This is a genomic window from Alkalicoccobacillus murimartini (assembly GCF_030813245.1).
Lineage (GTDB): Bacteria > Bacillota > Bacilli > Bacillales > Bacillaceae_D > Alkalicoccobacillus > Alkalicoccobacillus murimartini.
In genome coordinates this window covers 45,171-64,811 of sequence record NZ_JAUSUA010000002.1, presented here as the reverse complement: position 1 = coordinate 64,811, position 19,641 = coordinate 45,171, and the positions used below count along the sequence as shown (strand labels likewise).

Here is a 19,641-nt window from a genome sequence, read left to right as displayed (position 1 = left end):
TGCGAATGGGTCATAGACTACATATAACGAAGCAGGGTGGAAGGAGGGTATTTATGTTTGAACGAAACATCTACGATAGTTATCGTTTGTACAGTGAAAAACGATTTACACTTGATGGGTATGAGTGTTTTGAGGCAGGTGGGCAGGCTTATATTTTGTTTCCAAAAGACGAGAGTGCTTCAGCAGAGACTGACATGATGACATTTGTTTCATTTTTACGAGGTGCCGGGGATACGACAGTTCCAGAGTTAATTCCTACAGTACATGGAGCAAATGTTGGGTTAATTGAAGGCACAGAAATGTATCTATGCCAACTGCCTGCACCTAATCAAGTGAGGCTTCAACCACTTCCTAGACACGGCAGAGAAATGGGAGAACATTTGGCTTCATGGCATCATTTTGGTAGACAGGTTCAATCAAGAGTTAGTCAGCAGGAGCTGTTTGGTCAGTGGGGCAGGATCTGGACAACTAGATTAGAACAGCTTGAAGATTGGTATGAACAACTATATATGCAAGGTCCTCAGACCATAGTAGATGAAACATTCCTGACTACCTATCCTTATTTTATGGGATTATCCGAGAACGCCATTCAGTACGTTGTGGACACAAATTTGGATGGAGCGGGCGATGAATACCAGGCCGGTACGCTTTGTCACAGACGCTTCTCTGATAAGGCGTGGATCTCACTCTCTTCTTATGGTGGAATGATTAAACCACCTACAGCGTTTGTCTTTGATCACCCAGCGAGAGATCTTGCCGAATGGATGCGTGGCAGGAGGCAACAACTTTCAGATGATAGAAGCTGGAAGGAAGCGCATGATTTTCTTGAAGGGTACCAACAGCATCAATCGATCTCGGCAAATAGTTGGCGGTTAATGTATGCACGTTTACTATATCCTGTTCATTATTTTGAATTGATTGAAGACTATTATCGCTGTCAAATTCCAATTGAACAACAAAAGCTTGGTCAGTCATTTTTACGTTTAATTGAGGATGAAAAGGTGAATGAGACATTTCTCCATCGTTTTGCCCAAGAACGACATCTTCCGAACACCCCAACTGGATTCCCTAAAGTTGATTGGCTTTAAGCCGAAAAACCGCTTCTATTATAGAAACGGTTTTTTATTTTGAATATACAGACAGGTTGTGCGTAAACTTTCAGAAGGTTCTTGTTTTAAGCAGGAATCAGGTCTATAATGTCCAGTATATATATACAACTGTATTTTTAGAGAGTAGATGGGAGTGGGAGTTGTGGCAGAGTCTGTAAAAGTAGGACTACTTGGGCTTGGAACGGTAGGAACAGGGGTGGCATCTATCATTACTCGCCACCAAAAAGAGTTGCAGCATCAAGTAGGCTGCCCAGTGGAGATTAAAAAGGTGCTTGTGCGTGATAAGCAGAAGTTAAGAGAGAACTCATTTGAGGATACTCTTTTGACTGAAGATCCATACGAGGTAATTAATGATGAAGACATCGATGTAATCGTTGAAGTAATAGGTGGGGTCGAGCAGACAAAGGAGTGGCTCTTACGTGCTCTTTTGAATCATAAACACGTAGTAACAGCCAACAAAGACTTAATGGCCATTCATGGTGCCGAGCTGCTCAAAGCAGCTGTTGAAAACGACTGTGACCTTTATTACGAGGCAAGTGTAGCAGGAGGAATTCCTATCCTTCGTAGCTTGTCAGACGGGTTATCAGCTGACCGCATTACAAAAATCATGGGAATTGTTAATGGAACAACAAACTATATATTAACGAAGATGAGTACAAAAGGAAGCTCTTATGATGAAGTACTAAAACAGGCGCAAGAGCTTGGATTTGCTGAGAGCGATCCAACTGCTGATGTGGAAGGATTAGACGCAGCACGAAAAATGGCGATCCTTGCAACACTTGGATTCTCTTCTCCAATTAGTCTGGATGATGTCTCTGTTCAAGGGATTAGCACCATTTCTGATGTGGACCTTAAGTATGCAGATCGACTCGGTTACACGGTCAAATTAATTGGAATAGCTGATCGGACAAAAGGAAAAATTGATGTCAGTGTGCGTCCAACGTTATTGCCAAATGAACATCCATTGTCCTCGGTTCATAATGAATATAATGCTGTATACATTCATGGTGAGGCCGTTGGAGAGACGATGTTTTATGGACCGGGTGCTGGCTCACTTCCAACAGCAACAGCTGTAGTCTCGGATTTAGTAACTGTTATGAAGAATATGAGACTTGGAGTTAATGGGAAAAGTGTACTCGCTCCGATGAATGAAAAGTTGTTAAAGTCTTCTGAGGAGATTAACTCACAGTATTTCATCCGACTTAAAGTGCCTGATCGTACGGGTACATTCTCTGCTATTACTTCTTTGTTTGCTGAATATGATGTTAGCTTTGAAAAGCTTTTGCAATTACCTGTTGAAGGAGAAGAGCTAGCAGAAATCATTGTAGTCACTCACAAAACAAGCAAACAAACATTTGAAGGTCTACTTGAGCGATTAAAAAATGTTGAAGTCGTGGAGTCAGTTGAAAGCAGTTATTGCGTTGAAGGGGGAAATTAACATGAGTAGCTGGAAGGGTCTTATTAAAGAATATCAGGAATATCTGCCTGTCTCAGAAGATACACCATCTCTATCGTTATCGGAAGGGAATACACCACTTGTACCGTTAGAGAGGCTTTCTAAGGAATGGGGCGTAGATATTCACGTCAAATACGAGGGCGCTAATCCTACTGGATCATTTAAAGATCGAGGCATGGTCATGGCCGTTGCTAAAGCCAAAGAAGAAGGCAGCAAAGCCATCATTTGTGCTTCTACAGGTAACACCTCAGCAGCAGCTGCAGCATACGGCGCGCGCGCAGGGCTTCGTTGTATCGTAGTAATTCCAGAAGGCAAGATCGCTCTTGGGAAGTTAGCACAGGCCGTCATGTATGGAGCTGAGGTGCTAGAGATTAAAGGAAACTTTGATCACGCCCTAGAGATTGTGCGTGCAATCAGCGAGGTTGAGCCGATTACACTTGTAAATTCAGTGAACCCTTACCGAATTGAAGGTCAAAAAACGGCGGCTTTCGAAGTATGTGATGCTCTAGGACAAGCGCCAGATGTGTTATGTATTCCAGTAGGGAACGCCGGAAACATTACGGCATACTGGAAAGGCTTCAAAGAGTATCATGAAGCAAAAGGCACTGGACTTCCGCAAATGAGAGGGTTTGAAGCGGAAGGGGCAGCGGCTATTGTTCGAGACGAGATCATCGAAGAACCTGAAACCATTGCTACAGCCATTCGTATCGGAAATCCTGCTAGCTGGGATAAGGCAATTTCAGCAGTAAACGAGTCGAACGGTAAGATTGACTTTGTAACAGATGAGGAAATTATTGAAGCGTATCAAACATTAGCTACAAAAGAAGGCGTATTTGCCGAACCGGCTTCAGCTGCATCCCTTGCAGGTCTAAAGAAACAGATTGATTCAGGTGAAATCAAGCCAGGATCTAAGGTTGTCTGCGTGCTGACAGGTAATGGATTAAAAGATCCAGCCACAGCCATTGAGAGCGTGAAGGTTAAACCAACACTGCTTCCAAACGAAAAAGAAGCCTTCCTTGCTCACCTTAAACAAGGTGTGACAGGCTAATGAGCGAATCATCCTTTTTAATCAAGGTTCCAGGCAGTACCGCTAATCTGGGACCTGGGTTTGATTCAATCGGAATGGCTGTTAGTAGATACCTGGAGCTAGACGTGCGCACTGCAAAATCATGGTCGTTTCATTCACATTCAGCTGACTTGGTGGGTATTCCACCAGGTGAAGACAATCTTGTATGTGAAGTCGCTAAATATGTCGGACAATTATTCGGCATACGTATTCCCCCATGCCAAGTGGAGATGACAAGTAACATTCCATTAGCACGTGGACTTGGGAGCAGTGCGGCGGCAATCGTAGCAGGTATTGAGCTTGGTTGTTATTTTCATACGGAAGCAGTTTCAAACGAGGAAAAAGTACGTATCGCAAGTTTATGGGAAGGTCATCCTGATAACGTAGCAGCCTCTGTGTACGGAGGTTTAGTCATCGGTACACATAGTGACGCGTTTACCAGAGTTATTCCTGCAGGCGTTCCAAAGCTTGATTTAGTCTGTATCATTCCAAAAGAAGAAGTGATGACTAAAACAGCTCGAAATGTTCTACCAGCTGAACTTCCTTTTGCAAAGGCTGTACAGGCAGGAAGCATTGGTAACATGTTGACCGCAGCTGTCTTGACTAATAATTGGGAGTTAGCAGGTGAGATGATGGGCGAGGATTTGTACCATCAGCCTTATCGGAAACAATTAATTCCTATATTGGATAAAGTATTAACCTATGCTGCAAGCGAAGAAGATATTTATGGGGCAGCCTTAAGTGGAGCCGGACCAACCATACTTTGTATCACGAAACAAGGCGATGGAAAACAAGTATCCGAAAAAATGAGGTTGGCATTTGGCGAAGTTGAAATTGATGTACTAAGCCCTGCTCCAGACGGTGTCCAATTAACTAATCGTTCACTCGATTAACGTATTAGGAATATTTACATAATATCTGCATATACTACGGCTGAACTCAAATAGGCTGGAGGTGGTTGAGATGTTAGATGTAAATAGCTTATACGAAGGGCAGTCCGTTTATATTATCTACAGGAATCCACACACACCAACTGTAGCGACGATTCAAGAAGCTACAATCGCGAGAGATCCGATGGACCCATCTGTATTGTCTTTGCTTCTCTACGATTATTACCATCCGATTGAAGAAGACGATGCCATCTTTGCAACCTATGAATCAGCTGAACAACTATACGATCAGTTTATGATGTAATCAAAAAAAACGCCTGGTCTATATAGACCAGGCGTTTCATCTTTATTAAAATACTTGCTCTAGCTCTTTTACTCCCGGCACTTCCTCAAGAAGCGCGCGTTCGATTCCAGCTTTCAGGGTGATCGTTGAACTTGGGCATGATCCGCAAGCGCCTAAAAGACGAACGCGAACAATTCCATCTTCAATTCCTACTAGCTCAACATCTCCACCATCACGAAGTAAAAAAGGACGAAGCTTCTCCAATACTTCTTGTACTTCTTCTAACATGTCAGTACTTGTTTCCATGGGTCAACACTCCTTTCTAGCCCCTATTATAATCGTCTGAACGAAAAAAATCCATCATCCTGAATGATTTTTCGAGAAATGTTCTCAAGTAAGGCAATAAAACCTTGAAATCAAGCCAACTTTGAAGATTCTTTTATTGAATGTTCTCTCTTTTTTATGTAATCTGCAAAGGAGAGGGTGTGAGGATAATCGGAATCACAATGACCGTATATGGTGCCGAACAAAAGTGTGCAAGTTGCGTACATTTACCAAGCGCATTAGAAACAAAGGAATGGCTAGAAGCTGCCTTGATAAGAAAATTCCCAGAAGCAGGCCTAACCGTTCTTTACGTAGATATAGAACAACCAAAAGGAGAAGAACAGGAATCCTTTGCCGAAGCCATCTTAAACGACGAATATTTTTACCCACTCGTTGTACTAAACGGTGAAGTCATAGCAGAAGGAAATCCAAATCTTAAAACCGTTTCTGCCAAGCTTGAAGCGGCTCTTTAAATCACATTGGATGAAAACCCCTTGTTTTGGATGAGGGGTTTTTGTGTTGGAGGAAAAGTTGGATATCAAGATAGAACGGGATTTAGTAAGAGCGTGTGCGGGGTGTTAAGAGAAAATGAGGGGACACCAAGCCGAGAACGGAAATACCAAGAGCTGGCAGTGGATATAAAGAGAGAACGTGGCGATACCAAGTTGGATCAGGAAAGACCAAGAGCCAGAAGTTGATACAAAGAGCCATGCGGGATTTAGTAAGAGGGAATTAAATTTATCAAGAGCGATCTTGATTTAGGATTTAGAAAGAGCTAGAGTTCGATATCAAGAGAGAACACGGAAACACCAAGCTGAGACTGGAAAGACCAAGAGCGAGGACTGGATATCAAGAGAGAAGAGGAAAATACCAAGCTGAATCAGGAAATGCCAAGAGCCAGACCTCCATACAAAGAGCCATGCGATGTTTAGTAAGAAGGAATTTAACATATCAAGAGCGATCTTAATTAAGGTTTGAAATCAAGAGATGTAAGGAAGAAAAATGTTCATTTTTCGATTTGAATAAGGATGGGTGAGGTACGAAGAGAGAGCAGCGGGCTATCAAGAAGGATCTGGATTTAGAAAGAGCTGGAGAGCGGTATCAAGAGAGAACACGGAAACACCAAGCCGAGACTGGAAACACTAAGAGCGAGCACTGGATATCAAGAGAGAACATTGTGACATCAAGCTCATTCTGGAAAGACCAAGATCCGGATCTCTATACAAAGAGCCATGCAATGTTTAGTAAGAGGGAAATCATACATATCAAGACCGGTCCTGATTTAGTTCTTAAATCAAGAGATGTAAGGAAGAAAAATGTTCATTTTTCGATTTAAATAAGGGTGTATGAGATACGAAGAGAGAGCAGCGGGATATCAAGAAGGATCTGGATTTAGAAAGAGCGGAAGACCGGCATCAAGAGAGAACACGGAAACACCAAGCCTAGACTGAAAAGACCAAGAGCGAGCACTGGATATCAAGAGAGAAGATGAAAATACCAAGCTCAATCAGGAAAGGCCAAGAGCTAGACCACTATACAAAGAGCCAAGCGAATTTTAGCAAGAGAGAAATCACACATATCAAGAGCGATCCTGATCTAGGTTTGAAATCAAGGCTCCAAACTCTATTGACACCAAAAAAGGCGAGGGCATCTCAAGATGCTCTCGCCTTTTGAATATAGTTCATTAGGAATGATATTTGTACATCCAGAGCACGCCGCTTTTAAGAACGCGGGGAACTCGTCCGAGTAATGTTCGCTCGCCCATGAGTCCGAATCCGTGCTTCTTGCCTAGAGATCCTAGTACACCCTTCAGCTTAATTTTTGGTAGCTGTTCGGGTAACGTTTCGCCCTTCCACTGTAATTTCAGCATCTGAACGATTTGTTCGGCCTGCCCCTCTGCTAATTGGGCGCTTGGTGCATGAGGCAGGCTCGCACAGTCACCAACGATAAATACATCTTCATTATTAGGAAGAAAATGTTGTGGTGTGAGCTCGACACGGCCTGAAGAATCTTTTGCGACGTCTAGATTTCTAACGACATCAACAGGTTGAACTCCGGCTGTCCAGATGACAGCATCTGCTTCAATTCGATCGTCATGATTATAGATCGCATCTGGTTCAACTTTGGTAATGTTCGATTTATTAATAATTTCAACACCGTGTTCAAGGAACCATCCTTGTACATAGGTACTAAGCTTTCGTGGAAAAGCAGAGAGGATGATCTCCCCACGGTCAAATAATTTTATGGTCAAGTCAGGTCGGCTTTCTCGAAGTTCGCTTGCTAATTCGACTCCACTTAAGCCACCACCTACAATGGAAACTACGCCTTCAGGTCGAACATTATTTATGGCTTCATAGGTTTTTCGTGTGGCCCCCATGGTTTGAATGCCATAAGCGTGCTCTTTGGCACCAGGAACTCCGTGATATTTGTCCTCACATCCAAGTCCAACAATAAGTTTATCGTAAGGAATGGATTCACCGCTTTCGAGCAAAACAGATTTCTCTTCAAGCTGAACAGCTTTGACGTTAGCGTAGGTTATCTTTAAGCGAGAGTCCTCGGGGAATGCCACGCGTAAGTGATGATCAGCGGCAGTCCCAGCAGCTAGAGCATAATATTCAGTTTTCAGACAGTGGTAGGGTAAGCGGTCAATTAACGTAATTTCTACATTTTCTGGAAGGTCATTGGGTAGAAGGCGTTGCATGACACGCATACCACCGTAACCGGCACCGAGAATAACTAGTTTTTCCATTTTAGGTGAACTCCTTTTCGCAGTAATGGCTGATAAGCTTGCATCGACCAAAGTCATTACGCGATTCAGTAATTGTGTGCGTGTGGGTTCTTTAGAGTACAGGTGAATACCGTATGAAACATGGGAATGAATAATATGTGACCAGAGATCAACAACTGTGTCAGGCAAAAGCTCTTCGCGAACAATCGCAGCTTGAATGATTTCTCTCCAATGTGATAGAAGTAGCTGCTCGTCATCTAAGACAAAGCGCCAGATCTGAATGGTCAGCGTTGGATGTTGGTCATAATCGTTTAAGATAAAATATAAATAGGAATGAATGCGTCTGGAAAGCTGCAATTGATTTTGAGGGTATTGTTGAATATGCCTCATGACACCCGAAAGTCGTTCTTTCGCTAAGGAGTGCATAATGGATTCTTTTGTCGGAAAGTAATTAAAAAAAGTTCCTTTGGCAACATGTGCTAAAGTTGTAATCTCTTGAACCGTAGTTCGATCAAACCCTTTTTCCCGAAAAAGTGATAATGCAGCGTTTTCAATTCGTTCCTTTGTTTCGACTTTTTTTACTTTCTGTTTCACTTGCCTCTCTCCTTAAATGACCCCGGTCATTTTCAAATTATACCGACCATTCATGTAGAAAACAAGGTTAATCTGTCAAGTAGTGACTCTTCATTGACTTCTTTTTTCCTAAAAGGTAGTCTATAGGTAGAATTTGAGGTGAAGACATGAGACCAATTATAGAGTTCTGTTTCAGCAATCTTGCGAGTGTGTCTCAAGGTGCGATGGAACAGCTTGAAAAAGATCCTAACTTGGATATATTAGATTATGGATGTTTAAGCCACTGCGGCGCCTGTGCTATGGAACCATTTGCTCTCGTAAATGGTGAGTATGTGTCGGGTGAAACGGCAGATGAGCTAGTGAACAATATATATGTTTTTCTTGAAGAGAATCCAATGTTTTAACTGTATAGATCGTCGTCTTGCTTCTAGCCGGAGACTAGAAGCTTTTTTGCGCAATTAAAGAAGGAGGCCGCATAGTATGTCAATTATCCCTTTTGCTAATTCATGGCCCTATGAAAAGCAATATCAAGATATATACCTTCATGAATGTCCTTTCTGTGGTGAGGATCAAGTCTTAACTCATATGAAAATAAGGGATTTAGAAGAAGCGAAGGAAGGAATCAAAAAGCAGTTGAATTTACCTTGTTGTCACGCAAGGTTAACGATTCTTGAAGCGGATGAAGATTACTTTTGGACAAATCAGTCGTTGAGGGAGGATCGCTCATAATGAAATTTACGAAAATGCATGGACTAGGAAACAGCTATATTTATATTGATTTATTTAAAGAAACGTTAGATGAAGACACATTGCCTGAGTTGGCGGTCAAACTAGCGGACAAGAATAAAGGCATTGGTTCAGATGGGATGATCTTGATTGGGCCATCTGATTCAGCAGATGTCAGCATGAGGGTCTTTAACAATGATGGATCGGAAGCGATGAACTGTGGAAATGGTTTGCGCTGTGTGGCCAAGTTCGCTTACGAGCATAACTATGTTGATCAGAAAGTATTTAAAATCGAAACCAAAGGTGGATTGGTGGAGGCGACGGTTCATCCAGATGCGAACAACCAAGTACCCACAGTCACTATAAATATGGGTGCTCCTCGATTGAGTAGAGCCGAAATCCCTATGAGTGGTTCCGCAGTGGATCAGGTAGTAAATGAAACCTTTGTTTTGCAGGACAAGGAAATAAAGCTAACGGCAGTATCTATGGGAAATCCACATGCTGTTATTTTTACAGAGGATATTGAAAACATTCCTCTATACGAAGTAGGTCCAGCGTTAGAGAAGCACGAACGCTTCCCGGAATGGGTGAATGTGGAGTATGTAGAAGTTGTTACTAACGATGAGCTACACTTTCGGGTTTGGGAACGTGGAACAGGCATTACACAAGCATGTGGAACGGGAGCATGCGCTGCTGCTGTGGCGTCCATTTTAAACGGACACTCGCAACGAGGCAAAGAAATCACCGTCCATTTGTTAGGTGGAGATTTAATGATTACCTGGTTAGAAAATGGCGATGTGTTAATGAATGGCGCAGCAGAGACTATTTTTGAGGGGGAATGGCTTTTATAAGCTCGAACTGAGGTATCTTATTAAAGATGAGGTGCTCTTGGGTCAGGAAGTATGGGATTTTATCAAGAAGAATGAGCCTACTTAGAAGGAAAGGCTCAAGCACCAAGAAGTATGATGAAATATCAAGAAGAGAAGAACCTTTATCAAGGGGAAGTGCTCCGGCACCAAGAAATACGGAGATTCATCAAGAAGAGAGAGCTTATCAAGAGGAACCGCTCAAGTACCAAGAAGTACGGAGATCTATCAAGAAGAGAGAGATCTTATCAAGAGCGAATGCTTGAGCACCAAGAAGTATGGAGATATACCAAGGAGAGAAGGTCTTTATCAAGGGGAAATGCTCTAGCATCAAGAAACATGGAGATCTACCAAGAAGAGAAGGCCCTTTCCAAGACGGAACGCTCAAGCAGCAAGAAGGATGAAGATTTACCACGAAAAGAGAGCTTACCAAGAGGAAACGCTCAAGTACCAAGAAGCACATAGATCTACTAAGAAGAGAAGACCCTTACCAAGAGGAAACGCACCAGCACCAAGCAACACAGGGACCTACCAAGAAGAGAAGACCCTTACCAAGAGAAAACGCTCAAGCACCAAGCAACATAGGGATCTACCAAGAAGAGAAGACCCTTACCAAAAGAAACCACCCCAGCACCAAGAAAGCACACAGTTCCACCAAGAACCACCCTCACAAAATACAAAAAACGCAACGGACATCATGTCCGCTGCGTTTTCTTTCTTATAAGATACGTTTTAGTATGTTTTGATCACATTGTAGAATGTATCGCGTTCAATTGGTGTTTTGTTGGCACTTTTAATTAAGTGGATAAGTTCATCACGGGTAATTCCTGCTGAAGTTAGTGCTCCAACAGAATGTGAGATACGCTCTTCAATAAGTGTACCGTGAATATCACTTGATCCAAAGGTAAGGGCCATTTGTGTTAGTTGAACACCAATGTTAATCCAGTATGCTTTGATATGATCAAAGTTATCTAACATTAGGCGGCTGATTGCAAGTGTGCGCATATCATCAAATGCTGATGTTCTGCGTTTTAGGTTGGCATTCACGCTCCGTGGCTGCATAGCTAATGGGATAAATACCATAAAGCCGTTTGTGCGGTCTTGGAGTTGACGTACACGATCCATATGAATCAAGCGTTCTTCTTTTGATTCAATTGATCCGTATAACATGGTTGCGTGAGTACGTAAGCCTAGTGAGTGAGCAATTTCGTGTGCTTCAAGCCACTGGTCTGTAGATGCTTTGTCTGGGCTCATCTTCGCACGATAGTTTTCAGTTAGAATTTCAGCACCGCCACCAGGAAGTGTATCAAGTCCAGCTTTAATAAGTTCTTCTAGTACATTCTTCATACTTAGTCCTGAAATACGAGAGAAGAATTCAATTTCAGCGCCAGTATATGCCTTAACGGTTGCACTAGGATAATGCTTCTTAAGGGTACGAATGGTATCAAGATAGTATTCGAATCCTACTTCGACGTTATGACCTCCAACAATATGAAACTCACGAATGTTGTCATTCCAACGTTCTCCAACGTATTTTAGTAGAGCTTCTGAATCCATCGTATAAGCGCCTTCTTGCCCAGGCTTACGTTTGAATCCGCAGAAGCTACATGATGCTTCACACACGTTGGTTGGATTAATGTACATATTTTGAATAAAATAGACATTGTCTCCGTTTTTCTTAAGGTTTACTTGGTTGGCTAATTGAGCTACACCAAGAAGATCTGGAGTTTCGTATAAATATAGACCATCTTCAATCGATAATCTTTCACCGTGTAAAACTTTTTCCTTAATACCTTCCAACTTTGTATCTGTTAACAATATACTCATGTTATTCATCTCCTGCTCTCTAGTTGACCTTCCTAATGGGCCAGCTGGATTACATTCTATTTGACTTATCTTGATAATGTGTAATCTCTCACTATTATACTACCGTCGTCTACTGATTAAAAGACTTGAGCCTTATTGTCGATCTCTAGAAGAATAAATTATATATTCTATTTGTTTTATGGAAAGCTTCTTGCAAATGCAGGTATATTTCAGTAGACTAAAAGTAACAAGTTTCCTTTTTACTGGATAAAAGAGGAGGATTGGCTATGAGCAGTTTTGGTACGGTCGAATCTTACAAGGATCAGATTGAACACACTCGAGAAAAAATGCTTCAAGCTGCAGGCAAGCTTGGTTTGAATCATCCTCAGGTTCTTTTTTTTAGTCAGGAGTTAGATAAGCTTCATACTGGTTTGTTGGCTCGAATGAGCAAAGACAGGCAGGTTGGTTGAGATTGTGCACCTATCGTACTATAATAAACATATAGTGAAACGTTAGGAGGTCAATTATGATTACATTAACAGATGCAGCGGTTAGTCATATCAAAGAAATGATGACAGCTGAAGAAGATGATACGTTGATGCTTCGAGTCGGAGTTAAGGGTGGCGGATGTAGTGGGCTCTCTTACGGAATGGGTTTTGATAACGAACAAACGGCTGAAGATACAAAAGTAGAAATTAACGGGCTCACTGTACTAGTGGACGAGGAAAGTGCACCAGTCATAAAAGGATTAGTGATAGATTATAAGCAGAACATGATGGGTGGAGGGTTTACAATTGATAACCCTAATGCGATCGCATCATGTGGTTGTGGTACTTCATTCCGAACAGCAACAAATGCTGGGGCACCTGGTGATTGCTAAAGATTGAAATTTAATAATGAATACAACTCTAATCCTGCTTAACAGTTTATCTGTTAAGTGGGTTTTTTTATGGTTAAGTGAGAACAATATAGGGAAACGATAAAAGTGAGACAAGTTTGACAATTACATAGGTCTATAGTTATTAAATCTTGTCGCGGGTCGTTGTGACGAAACTGTATGAACATTTGGTTGAATGAAGCGTTTACAAGCGTATAAAATAAGGATATGAAATAGCATTTATATCATTCATATGTAAAAAGGGGGAACAGTGATGGCTGAAAAAACCAGCATTCGTTCGAAGGTTCAGAAGTTTGGTAGTAACTTGAGTGGCATGATTATGCCGAATATTGGTGCTTTTATTGCATGGGGTATCATTACAGCAATCAATGCATTTTTTGGAGAATCATTAGGAATTGAATTCCTTGGTGATATGGTTGAACCAATGATTTTCTATCTATTGCCTTTACTTATTGCTTATACAGGTGGACGTATGATTCATGACTTCCGAGGCGGGGTTGTAGGTGCCACAGCAGCAATGGGTGTTATTGCTGCAACAGATGTACCAATGTTTATTGGTGCGATGATTATGGGTCCACTAGGTGGTTACTTAATCAAGAAGGTTGACCAAGCATTAGATGGTAAAGTAAAACAAGGGTTTGAAATGCTTGTTAATAACTTCTCTGCTGGTATTTTGGCAGCCCTTCTAGCTTGTTTTGGTTCATTAGGAATTGCTCCACTTGTTTCTGGTCTAACATATGTAATGGGTGTTGGAGCGGACGCTATTATTGGATGGGGACTTCTTCCTTTAGCAAGTATCGTTATTGAGCCAGCTAAAATTATGTTCTTAAACAATGCGATTAACCACGGAATTCTTACTCCATTAGCATTAAATGATTATGCTGAGACGGGTAAATCAATCTTTTATCTATTAGAAGCAAATCCGGGTCCAGGTCTTGGGATTCTATTAGCATTTATGATCTTTGGTAAAGGAGCTTCAAAAGCGTCTGCATATGGCGCAGGTATTATTCATTTCGTCGGTGGAATTCATGAAATTTATTTCCCTTACGTTCTAATGAAACCACTTATGTTTATTGCAGTTATCTTTGGTGGTATGACTGGAGTATTCATGTTTACACTGTTTGACGTAGGTCTTGTAAGTCCAGCTTCTCCAGGAAGTATTATTCCGATTATGGGTCTAGCAGCTCCCGGTGACCACTTAGGTGTTCTTGCTGGTGTGTTATCTGCAGCAGCCGTATCGTTTGTCATTGGTTCAATTATTCTTAAATTTGACCGTAAAGGTGAAGAAGATTTAGCGGATGCTACAAGTAAGATGGAAGCGATGAAAGGGAAAAAGAGCGGTGTATCTTCTACTCTTTCCGGATCAGGCGCAACTTCTTACGCGAATGTAAACAAAATTGTCTTCGCTTGTGATGCAGGTATGGGATCAAGTGCGATGGGTGCTTCCATTATGCGTGATCGTGTGAAGAAAGCGGGTCTTGATACAGAGGTTATAAACACATCTATTAGTAATATTCCGGATGACGCTGATTTGATTATTACGCACAAAGATCTCACGGACCGTGCAAAAGCAAAGAAATCAAATGCGATTCACGTTTCTGTAGAGAACTTTATGAACAGTCCGCGTTATAATGAAATTGTAGAAGACCTTCAAAATGGAGGTAGCGAATCTTCTGCTCCAGCGGCAGGCGGTCAAAAGTCTAAAGATGAAATTAAAAAAGTAATCTTTGCTTGTGATGCGGGGATGGGATCAAGTGCCATGGGTGCTTCCATTCTTAAGAATAAAGTGAAAAAAGCTGATCTAGATGTAGCTGTTTCAAACACATCTATTAGTAATATTCCTGAAGATGCTGATGTTGTTTTCACTCATAAGGACTTAACAGATCGTGCGAAACAAAAGCAACCAGCTGCTGAGCACATTTCAGTAGAGAACTTTATGAACAGTCCAAAGTATGACGAGTTTATTAATCGTTTGAAATAAGACAATTTGAAATAAGACAAAAAGAGAGGAGGGGGCACTCATGTATATCCCAGCTAGAGAAAGACGGCTGTTGAAGCTTTTGCTTAACGAGCAGGATCATCTTGATGTACGTGAGTTAGCCTCTTCTCTTGATGTTAGTACGCGAACCATTCAACGTGATTTAAAAGGTTTAGGTGGGGTCATGTCAGACTATGACCTCACTTTACATAAAGATGTAAGTAATCGTTATTATATTCACGGAGCGCAGGAACATCTAACTCGATTGAAAGTAGATCTAGCTTCGCTTGAACCAAGTGAATTCACTCCAGAAGAAAGACAATTGCTTTTGCTTGTAGCCTTGCTTGAAAAGCAGGAACCAGTGAAGCTTTTTTCTCTTGCGGAGGAACTAAATGTAACTGTTGCAACAGTCAGCCATGATTTGACGAAAGTCGAGGAGTGGCTATCTTCATTTCACCTCACTTTAATTAGGCGTCGTGGGTATGGAGTCGAGGTTGCTGGTTCTGAAACAAATATTCGACGTAGCTTAAGCAGCTTGATTACAGAGAACATAAGCGAGGGTAAGTTCTATCAATCATTAGGTGAGGATGCATCAGCTGATCCAAATACAGAATCGATATCAGAAAGACTACTTGATATTGTTGATGCTAAAAAGATTCAACGTGTTCAGGAAGCGGTGGAAAATCTTCGAACGCACTCAAACGGTCAAATGGCGGATTCATCGTACATTGGACTAATTGTTCATCTAGCATTAGCCATTGAACGAATTCAACAAGGTGAAAATGTTCAAATGGATGAGGAACAACTAAGGTCACTTCAACAAGAGTCCGTGTATGAATTAGCCAAAACGCTTGCGAATTCTCTAGAATCAATTTTTTCCATTCGTATTCCAGAAGAAGAAGTAGGCTATATTGTCATGCACTTACGAGGGGCCAAGATTCAAAAGGAAACGAATCTGTTCACGAACGAAACATACACAGAGCTTTCTTACTTTGCAGATCGATTAATTAAGCAGATGGAGAAACAACTGGATCTTGTTTTTGACGACGATTCCCTTTATCCGGGGCTTATCTCGCATCTTGAGCCGGCGATGTATCGAATGAATCATGGCATGAAGATTCATAATCCTTTACTTGCCAGAATCAAGCAAAACTATGCCAGTTTATATAAAAAGGTCAAACAGGTATCGGAACAAGTATTTGAGTCAATAACCGTACCAGAGGAAGAAATCGGATTTTTGGTGATGCATTTTGGCTCAGCAATAGAACGTCAGCAACAGAAGAACCCTCTTAAAGCCATGGTTATCTGTTCGAGCGGTATTGGTTCCTCAAAACTGCTGGCTAGTCGTTTAGAAAAAGAGTTTCCAGAGATCGAACAGATTGAGAATGTTTCATTGTTTGACTTTAATGAGCGAGAAGCAAGATTTTATGATCTAATCATCTCAACTGTGCCATTAACACAAAGTGAGCAGTACTTTTTGGTCAAACCATTTTTATCAAAAGAAGAAACCGAACAAATTAGACAGCATATCAAAACATTAAAGAAAAAACGTCCCATTGTTAGTAGCGTCCCTCAGATTAAACAGAGCATCAGTGTCGATCATATTCCGGAGACTTTTTTTGAGCAATTATCGATACTTAGTCATGATATTGCCTTGGTTATAGATTCATTTAACCTAAAAAAGGGTAAAGTAATGAACGAGAGTCTTGCTGAGCTTTGTACCAATTTAGAAGAGGGTGGGGCACTAACAGATGCTGTGCCTGTGTTTGAGGCATTATTGCAAAGAGAACGACTTGGTGGGCTTGGCATACCAGATACATCTCTAGCGTTATTTCACACCCGAACAGAAGAGGTTCTAAAACCGGTCTTTACAATGCTCGAACTAGATGTGGAAGAATCGATTGCCTCAATGGGAGATAAACCTGTACATGTGAGTAGGGTAATCCTGATGCTGGCCCCTTTACAAGCCCATCAGAGCCTACTTGATTTGTTAAGTAGTTTAAGTGTGATGTTAATCTCAAGTGATGAGTACACACGGATTGTAGAGACAGGTACAGAGGCAGAGATTAAGAAACTGATTAGTCAGCATTGTTTTGAATATATACAAAAGCTACTACTAAAAGGAGTGCATTGAACATGACAAATAACATTCTGAAACAAGATAATATTGTAGTAAACGCGCAAGCAAAATCAAAAAAAGAGGCGATTGATGAGGCAGGGAAAATCCTCTCTGAACGTGGGTACGTAACAGCTGAATACGTTGTAAAAATGCACGAGCGTGAAGAGCTGACTTCCACATTTATGGGCAACATGCTTGCGATTCCTCATGGAACAGAGGAAGCAAAAACGGAAGTAAAGGAATCGGGCATTTCTATCCTACTTTATAACGAAGCGATTGATTGGGATGGCAACGATGTACGCTTAGTCATTGGAATTGCAGGTAAAGGAAACGAACACCTTGAAATTTTATCGAAAATTGCTATTGCTTGCTCAGAGGAAGAAAATGTAGAAAAGCTATTAGCATCTAAAACATCAGAAGAAGTTCTTCAATTCTTCTCAGAGGTGAATGAGTAATGAAGGCAGTACATTTCGGAGCTGGTAACATAGGGCGCGGATTTATCGGCGCTCTCTTAAGCCGTGCAGGATATGAAGTCATATTTGCTGATGTAAATGACGCGGTGATCACTGAGATCAATAAGCGTGGAGAGTATACCGTGACCATTGCCAGTGAACAAGGTGGTCAGGAGCATGTCACAGGTGTACGTGGACTGCATAGTAATCATGATGAAGACGCCTTAGTGAAGGAAATTGCCACAGCTGATCTTATTACAACAGCTGTCGGACCGGCGGTGTTGAAATTCATCGCACCAACATTAGCAAAAGGTCTAAAAGCTCGTGCAGCGGATGCAAAACCTTTAGATGTCATTGCCTGTGAGAATGCAATCCGGGCAACGTCAATGTTAAAGGAGTACACTAAGGATCAGGTTTCCGAAGATGAATGGGCTGAAATCAGTCATAAGACAGGCTTCGCCGATGCAGCAGTAGATCGGATTGTACCTAATCAAAAAAATGAAGATATTCTGGCCGTTTCTGTAGAGCCATTTTTTGAATGGGTAGTGGAGAAACCTTCTTTAAAAGGTGACAACACAGCGATCGAAGGTGTCACGTATGTAGACGATCTGATTCCATTTATTGAACGTAAGCTGTTTACTGTGAATACTGGTCATGCATTAGCAGCATACTTCGGCTATGAGAACGGGCTTACAACGATTAAAGAGGCAATGGAAGATGCTGAGGTTTATCAAAAGGTGCAAGATGGCCTGAATGAAACGAAGCAAGTTTTAGTTGAAGAGTATGGATTCGATCAGTCAGAGCATGAAGCATACATCACTAAAATCATTGGCCGTTTTCAAAACCCGTATCTATCTGATGAAATCGTACGCGTCGGACGCGGTCCGATCAGAAAGTTAGGCTTTGATGATCGACTAATCAAACCAGCGAGGATGCTGTTTGACCAAGGTCATGTGCCAACGGTTCTTCTTCAGGTTATTGAGGCAGCACTTCATTTTGATGTTGCAGATGATACGGAGAGCCAGGAGTTACAGAAGTTGCTGAAAGAAAAGGGTAAGAAAGAAACACTTATTCAAGTGACTGGATTACAGGAAAACCATCCTTTAATCCAAGCGCTTATCTAGTTAATACAAAAAAGCCTGCCAAATCGGCAGGCTTTTTTTGCTGTTTTTAAAATAAACTTGTACTGTGCCCAGGGTGTAGACGAGCTTTTGGATCAATATAAGCCTTAGCGTTGTTTACCGCTGTTGGGGCTTCACCAAAACCAGTAGCAATCAGTTTTACTTTTCCATCGTAGGTACAAATATCACCAGCGCCATAAATACCTTTAATATTTGTTTCCATTTTAGAATTCACTACAATTGAATTCTTCTCAATCTCAATTCCCCACTCTTTAATCGGACCAAGCGAAGAAACGAATCCGTAATTCACAATTAATGCATCGACATCAATTGTTTTCTTGCCTTCTCCTTTGACTTCACTTAACTCAACCTGCGTAATCGCGCCGTCTTCGCTATTTAGACCAGTGATTTCATAAGGAGTGACAATGTTCACATTCGACTGTTCAAGTAACTGCACACTGTGTTCATGAGCACGGAACTTGTCACGACGATGCACAATCGTTACTTCTTTTGCTAGTGGCTCAAGCATAAGAGACCAATCTAATGCAGAGTCGCCTCCACCTAAAACAACCACTTTTTTGCCGGCAAACGCACTTAAGTCTTTTATAAAATAATGTAGGTTTGTATTTTCGTAGGCTTCTGCGCCTTCTAATTGTAGGCGGCGTGGCTGGAATGCTCCAGCTCCTGCTGTAATAATAACAGCTTTAGAGTAGTGCGTTTCTTTATCGGTTTGAATCTTGAACGTCTCATCATCTTGTTTTACAAGCTCGCTTACAGCCTGTTCAAGGACGATCTCTGGGTTGAATTGCTGAGCTTGAATTGTTAATTGTTCAACAAGATCCTGAGCTTTTACCTTAGGAAATCCAGCTACATCGTATATATATTTTTCAGGGTATAGAGCTGAAAGCTGTCCACCTAGTTGTGGCATACTTTCAATAATTTTCACCTTAGCCTTTCGCATGCCTGCATAGAAAGCAGCGAATAAACCAGTTGGCCCTCCCCCAATAATTGTAATATCATATAATTCTTCTTGTTCTGACATGAATGGACACCTCCGAAATAATATCTGCCTTATCCATTATAGCGATACTTAATAGGAAAAACAAAGGTTGAGAATCTTTTTCATTCATTTTTCTTTTTATGAGTTTCGATTTTCATATAATTTAGGATGGCCATCAACTATTGTCAGAAATTCTTTCATAAATAACACGAAACTTGTTGAAAAGTCTAGAGAAAACACATATTA

General features: G+C 41.4%; 19 protein-coding genes and 1 pseudogene. 15 read left to right on the top strand and 5 right to left on the bottom strand.

The window, feature by feature from the left end:
• Nucleotides 1-53: 53 nt before the first annotated feature.
• The 5 genes from yutH (at nucleotide 54) to J2S05_RS06890 (ending at nucleotide 4,825) form a co-directional block, all read left to right on the top strand.
• Nucleotides 54-1,088, top strand: a complete 1,035-nt coding sequence (gene yutH, locus J2S05_RS06910; RefSeq protein ID WP_306981253.1) for a spore coat putative kinase YutH — start codon at nucleotides 54-56, stop codon at nucleotides 1,086-1,088.
• 163 nt (nucleotides 1,089-1,251) lie between these two features.
• On the top strand, nucleotides 1,252-2,547 hold the full coding sequence (locus tag J2S05_RS06905) for a homoserine dehydrogenase (protein ID WP_306981251.1): 1,296 nt from the start codon (nucleotides 1,252-1,254) through the stop codon (nucleotides 2,545-2,547).
• 1 nt (nucleotide 2,548) lies between these two features.
• Nucleotides 2,549-3,613 carry a threonine synthase gene (thrC, locus tag J2S05_RS06900; RefSeq protein WP_306981249.1) on the top strand — a complete coding sequence of 355 codons (1,065 nt, stop codon included), beginning with the start codon at nucleotides 2,549-2,551 and terminating at the stop codon, nucleotides 3,611-3,613.
• On the top strand, nucleotides 3,613-4,524 hold the full coding sequence (gene thrB / locus J2S05_RS06895) for a homoserine kinase (protein ID WP_306981248.1): 912 nt from the start codon (nucleotides 3,613-3,615) through the stop codon (nucleotides 4,522-4,524). Before thrC ends, thrB begins: the two co-directional genes overlap by 1 nt.
• A 70-nt stretch (nucleotides 4,525-4,594) precedes the next feature.
• Complete coding sequence (locus tag J2S05_RS06890) at nucleotides 4,595-4,825, top strand: transcriptional regulator SplA domain-containing protein (protein ID WP_306981247.1); 231 nt, start codon at nucleotides 4,595-4,597, stop codon at nucleotides 4,823-4,825.
• Nucleotides 4,826-4,870: 45 nt separating this feature from the next.
• Here the strand turns inward: J2S05_RS06890 and J2S05_RS06885 are convergent, their stop codons facing one another.
• Nucleotides 4,871-5,110, bottom strand: coding sequence for a NifU family protein (locus tag J2S05_RS06885; protein ID WP_203088335.1), 240 nt, complete (start codon nucleotides 5,108-5,110; stop codon nucleotides 4,871-4,873).
• 179 nt (nucleotides 5,111-5,289) lie between these two features.
• On the opposite strand from J2S05_RS06885, the gene J2S05_RS06880 reads away from it, so the two are divergent.
• The gene (locus tag J2S05_RS06880) at nucleotides 5,290-5,601 is read left to right on the top strand and encodes a YuzD family protein (RefSeq protein ID WP_370873615.1); all 312 of its coding nucleotides are present in this window, start codon (nucleotides 5,290-5,292) and stop codon (nucleotides 5,599-5,601) included.
• Nucleotides 5,602-6,812: 1,211 nt separating this feature from the next.
• Here the strand turns inward: J2S05_RS06880 and J2S05_RS06875 are convergent.
• Together J2S05_RS06875 and J2S05_RS06870 are read right to left on the bottom strand one after the other, a co-directional pair.
• Complete coding sequence (locus J2S05_RS06875) at nucleotides 6,813-7,877, bottom strand: NAD(P)/FAD-dependent oxidoreductase (RefSeq protein WP_306982633.1); 1,065 nt, start codon at nucleotides 7,875-7,877, stop codon at nucleotides 6,813-6,815.
• A 411-nt stretch (nucleotides 7,878-8,288) separates the two neighbouring features.
• Nucleotides 8,289-8,450: pseudogene (locus J2S05_RS06870) on the bottom strand (TetR/AcrR family transcriptional regulator); the annotation flags it as partial.
• Nucleotides 8,451-8,596: 146 nt separating this feature from the next.
• Between J2S05_RS06870 and J2S05_RS06865 the strand changes: the two are divergent.
• The 3 genes from J2S05_RS06865 to dapF all read left to right on the top strand — a co-directional run bounded on the left by J2S05_RS06865 (nucleotide 8,597) and on the right by dapF (nucleotide 10,006).
• Nucleotides 8,597-8,833: a YuzB family protein gene (locus J2S05_RS06865; RefSeq protein ID WP_306981245.1), complete on the top strand. Its 237-nt coding sequence runs from the start codon at nucleotides 8,597-8,599 to the stop codon at nucleotides 8,831-8,833.
• Between the two features lie 76 nt (nucleotides 8,834-8,909).
• Complete coding sequence (locus tag J2S05_RS06860) at nucleotides 8,910-9,158, top strand: hypothetical protein (protein WP_306981243.1); 249 nt, start codon at nucleotides 8,910-8,912, stop codon at nucleotides 9,156-9,158.
• The gene (dapF, locus tag J2S05_RS06855) at nucleotides 9,158-10,006 is read left to right on the top strand and encodes a diaminopimelate epimerase (protein WP_306981241.1); all 849 of its coding nucleotides are present in this window, start codon (nucleotides 9,158-9,160) and stop codon (nucleotides 10,004-10,006) included. The genes J2S05_RS06860 and dapF overlap by 1 nt, the downstream gene beginning before the upstream one ends.
• Before the next feature lie 747 nt (nucleotides 10,007-10,753).
• On the opposite strand, the gene mqnE is transcribed toward dapF, so the two are convergent.
• The gene (gene mqnE, locus J2S05_RS06850; protein ID WP_306981240.1) at nucleotides 10,754-11,848 is read right to left on the bottom strand and encodes an aminofutalosine synthase MqnE; all 1,095 of its coding nucleotides are present in this window, start codon (nucleotides 11,846-11,848) and stop codon (nucleotides 10,754-10,756) included.
• 266 nt (nucleotides 11,849-12,114) lie between these two features.
• On the opposite strand from mqnE, the gene J2S05_RS06845 reads away from it, so the two are divergent.
• From J2S05_RS06845 to J2S05_RS06820, 6 genes are all read left to right on the top strand, one after another.
• Nucleotides 12,115-12,297, top strand: a complete 183-nt coding sequence (locus tag J2S05_RS06845; protein ID WP_306981238.1) for an aspartyl-phosphate phosphatase Spo0E family protein — start codon at nucleotides 12,115-12,117, stop codon at nucleotides 12,295-12,297.
• 56 nt (nucleotides 12,298-12,353) lie between these two features.
• The gene (locus tag J2S05_RS06840; protein WP_306981236.1) at nucleotides 12,354-12,707 is read left to right on the top strand and encodes a HesB/IscA family protein; all 354 of its coding nucleotides are present in this window, start codon (nucleotides 12,354-12,356) and stop codon (nucleotides 12,705-12,707) included.
• 271 nt (nucleotides 12,708-12,978) lie between these two features.
• Nucleotides 12,979-14,706, top strand: a complete 1,728-nt coding sequence (locus J2S05_RS06835) for a PTS mannitol-specific transporter subunit IIBC (protein ID WP_306981234.1) — start codon at nucleotides 12,979-12,981, stop codon at nucleotides 14,704-14,706.
• 40 nt (nucleotides 14,707-14,746) lie between these two features.
• Entirely contained in the window at nucleotides 14,747-16,837 is a 2,091-nt protein-coding gene (locus J2S05_RS06830) for a BglG family transcription antiterminator (RefSeq protein ID WP_306981232.1), read from the top strand.
• A gap of 2 nt (nucleotides 16,838-16,839) precedes the next feature.
• Complete coding sequence (locus J2S05_RS06825) at nucleotides 16,840-17,277, top strand: PTS sugar transporter subunit IIA (RefSeq protein ID WP_306981230.1); 438 nt, start codon at nucleotides 16,840-16,842, stop codon at nucleotides 17,275-17,277.
• The gene (locus tag J2S05_RS06820; RefSeq protein WP_306981228.1) at nucleotides 17,277-18,398 is read left to right on the top strand and encodes a mannitol-1-phosphate 5-dehydrogenase; all 1,122 of its coding nucleotides are present in this window, start codon (nucleotides 17,277-17,279) and stop codon (nucleotides 18,396-18,398) included. Before J2S05_RS06825 ends, J2S05_RS06820 begins: the two co-directional genes overlap by 1 nt.
• 46 nt (nucleotides 18,399-18,444) lie before the next feature.
• On the opposite strand, the gene J2S05_RS06815 is transcribed toward J2S05_RS06820, so the two are convergent.
• The gene (locus J2S05_RS06815; protein WP_306981225.1) at nucleotides 18,445-19,437 is read right to left on the bottom strand and encodes an NAD(P)/FAD-dependent oxidoreductase; all 993 of its coding nucleotides are present in this window, start codon (nucleotides 19,435-19,437) and stop codon (nucleotides 18,445-18,447) included.
• Nucleotides 19,438-19,641: the final 204 nt, after the last annotated feature.

What these genes read in the sequence shown, in the direction of transcription:
- J2S05_RS06835 (WP_306981234.1), top strand. Translation starts at nt 12,979, where the DNA reads ATGGCTGAAAAAACCAGCATTCGTTCGAAGGTTCAGAAGTTTGGTAGT.
- dapF (WP_306981241.1), top strand. Translation starts at nt 9,158, where the DNA reads ATGAAATTTACGAAAATGCATGGACTAGGAAACAGCTATATTTATATT.
- J2S05_RS06865 (WP_306981245.1), top strand. Translation starts at nt 8,597, where the DNA reads ATGAGACCAATTATAGAGTTCTGTTTCAGCAATCTTGCGAGTGTGTCT.
- thrB (WP_306981248.1), top strand. Translation starts at nt 3,613, where the DNA reads ATGAGCGAATCATCCTTTTTAATCAAGGTTCCAGGCAGTACCGCTAAT.
- thrC (WP_306981249.1), top strand. Translation starts at nt 2,549, where the DNA reads ATGAGTAGCTGGAAGGGTCTTATTAAAGAATATCAGGAATATCTGCCT.
- J2S05_RS06820 (WP_306981228.1), top strand. Translation starts at nt 17,277, where the DNA reads ATGAAGGCAGTACATTTCGGAGCTGGTAACATAGGGCGCGGATTTATC.
- J2S05_RS06875 (WP_306982633.1), bottom strand. Translation starts at nt 7,877, where the DNA reads ATGGAAAAACTAGTTATTCTCGGTGCCGGTTACGGTGGTATGCGTGTC.
- J2S05_RS06890 (WP_306981247.1), top strand. Translation starts at nt 4,595, where the DNA reads ATGTTAGATGTAAATAGCTTATACGAAGGGCAGTCCGTTTATATTATC.
- J2S05_RS06815 (WP_306981225.1), bottom strand. Translation starts at nt 19,437, where the DNA reads ATGTCAGAACAAGAAGAATTATATGATATTACAATTATTGGGGGAGGG.
- J2S05_RS06825 (WP_306981230.1), top strand. Translation starts at nt 16,840, where the DNA reads ATGACAAATAACATTCTGAAACAAGATAATATTGTAGTAAACGCGCAA.
- J2S05_RS06885 (WP_203088335.1), bottom strand. Translation starts at nt 5,110, where the DNA reads ATGGAAACAAGTACTGACATGTTAGAAGAAGTACAAGAAGTATTGGAG.
- yutH (WP_306981253.1), top strand. Translation starts at nt 54, where the DNA reads ATGTTTGAACGAAACATCTACGATAGTTATCGTTTGTACAGTGAAAAA.
- J2S05_RS06830 (WP_306981232.1), top strand. Translation starts at nt 14,747, where the DNA reads ATGTATATCCCAGCTAGAGAAAGACGGCTGTTGAAGCTTTTGCTTAAC.
- J2S05_RS06860 (WP_306981243.1), top strand. Translation starts at nt 8,910, where the DNA reads ATGTCAATTATCCCTTTTGCTAATTCATGGCCCTATGAAAAGCAATAT.
- J2S05_RS06840 (WP_306981236.1), top strand. Translation starts at nt 12,354, where the DNA reads ATGATTACATTAACAGATGCAGCGGTTAGTCATATCAAAGAAATGATG.
- J2S05_RS06845 (WP_306981238.1), top strand. Translation starts at nt 12,115, where the DNA reads ATGAGCAGTTTTGGTACGGTCGAATCTTACAAGGATCAGATTGAACAC.
- mqnE (WP_306981240.1), bottom strand. Translation starts at nt 11,848, where the DNA reads ATGAGTATATTGTTAACAGATACAAAGTTGGAAGGTATTAAGGAAAAA.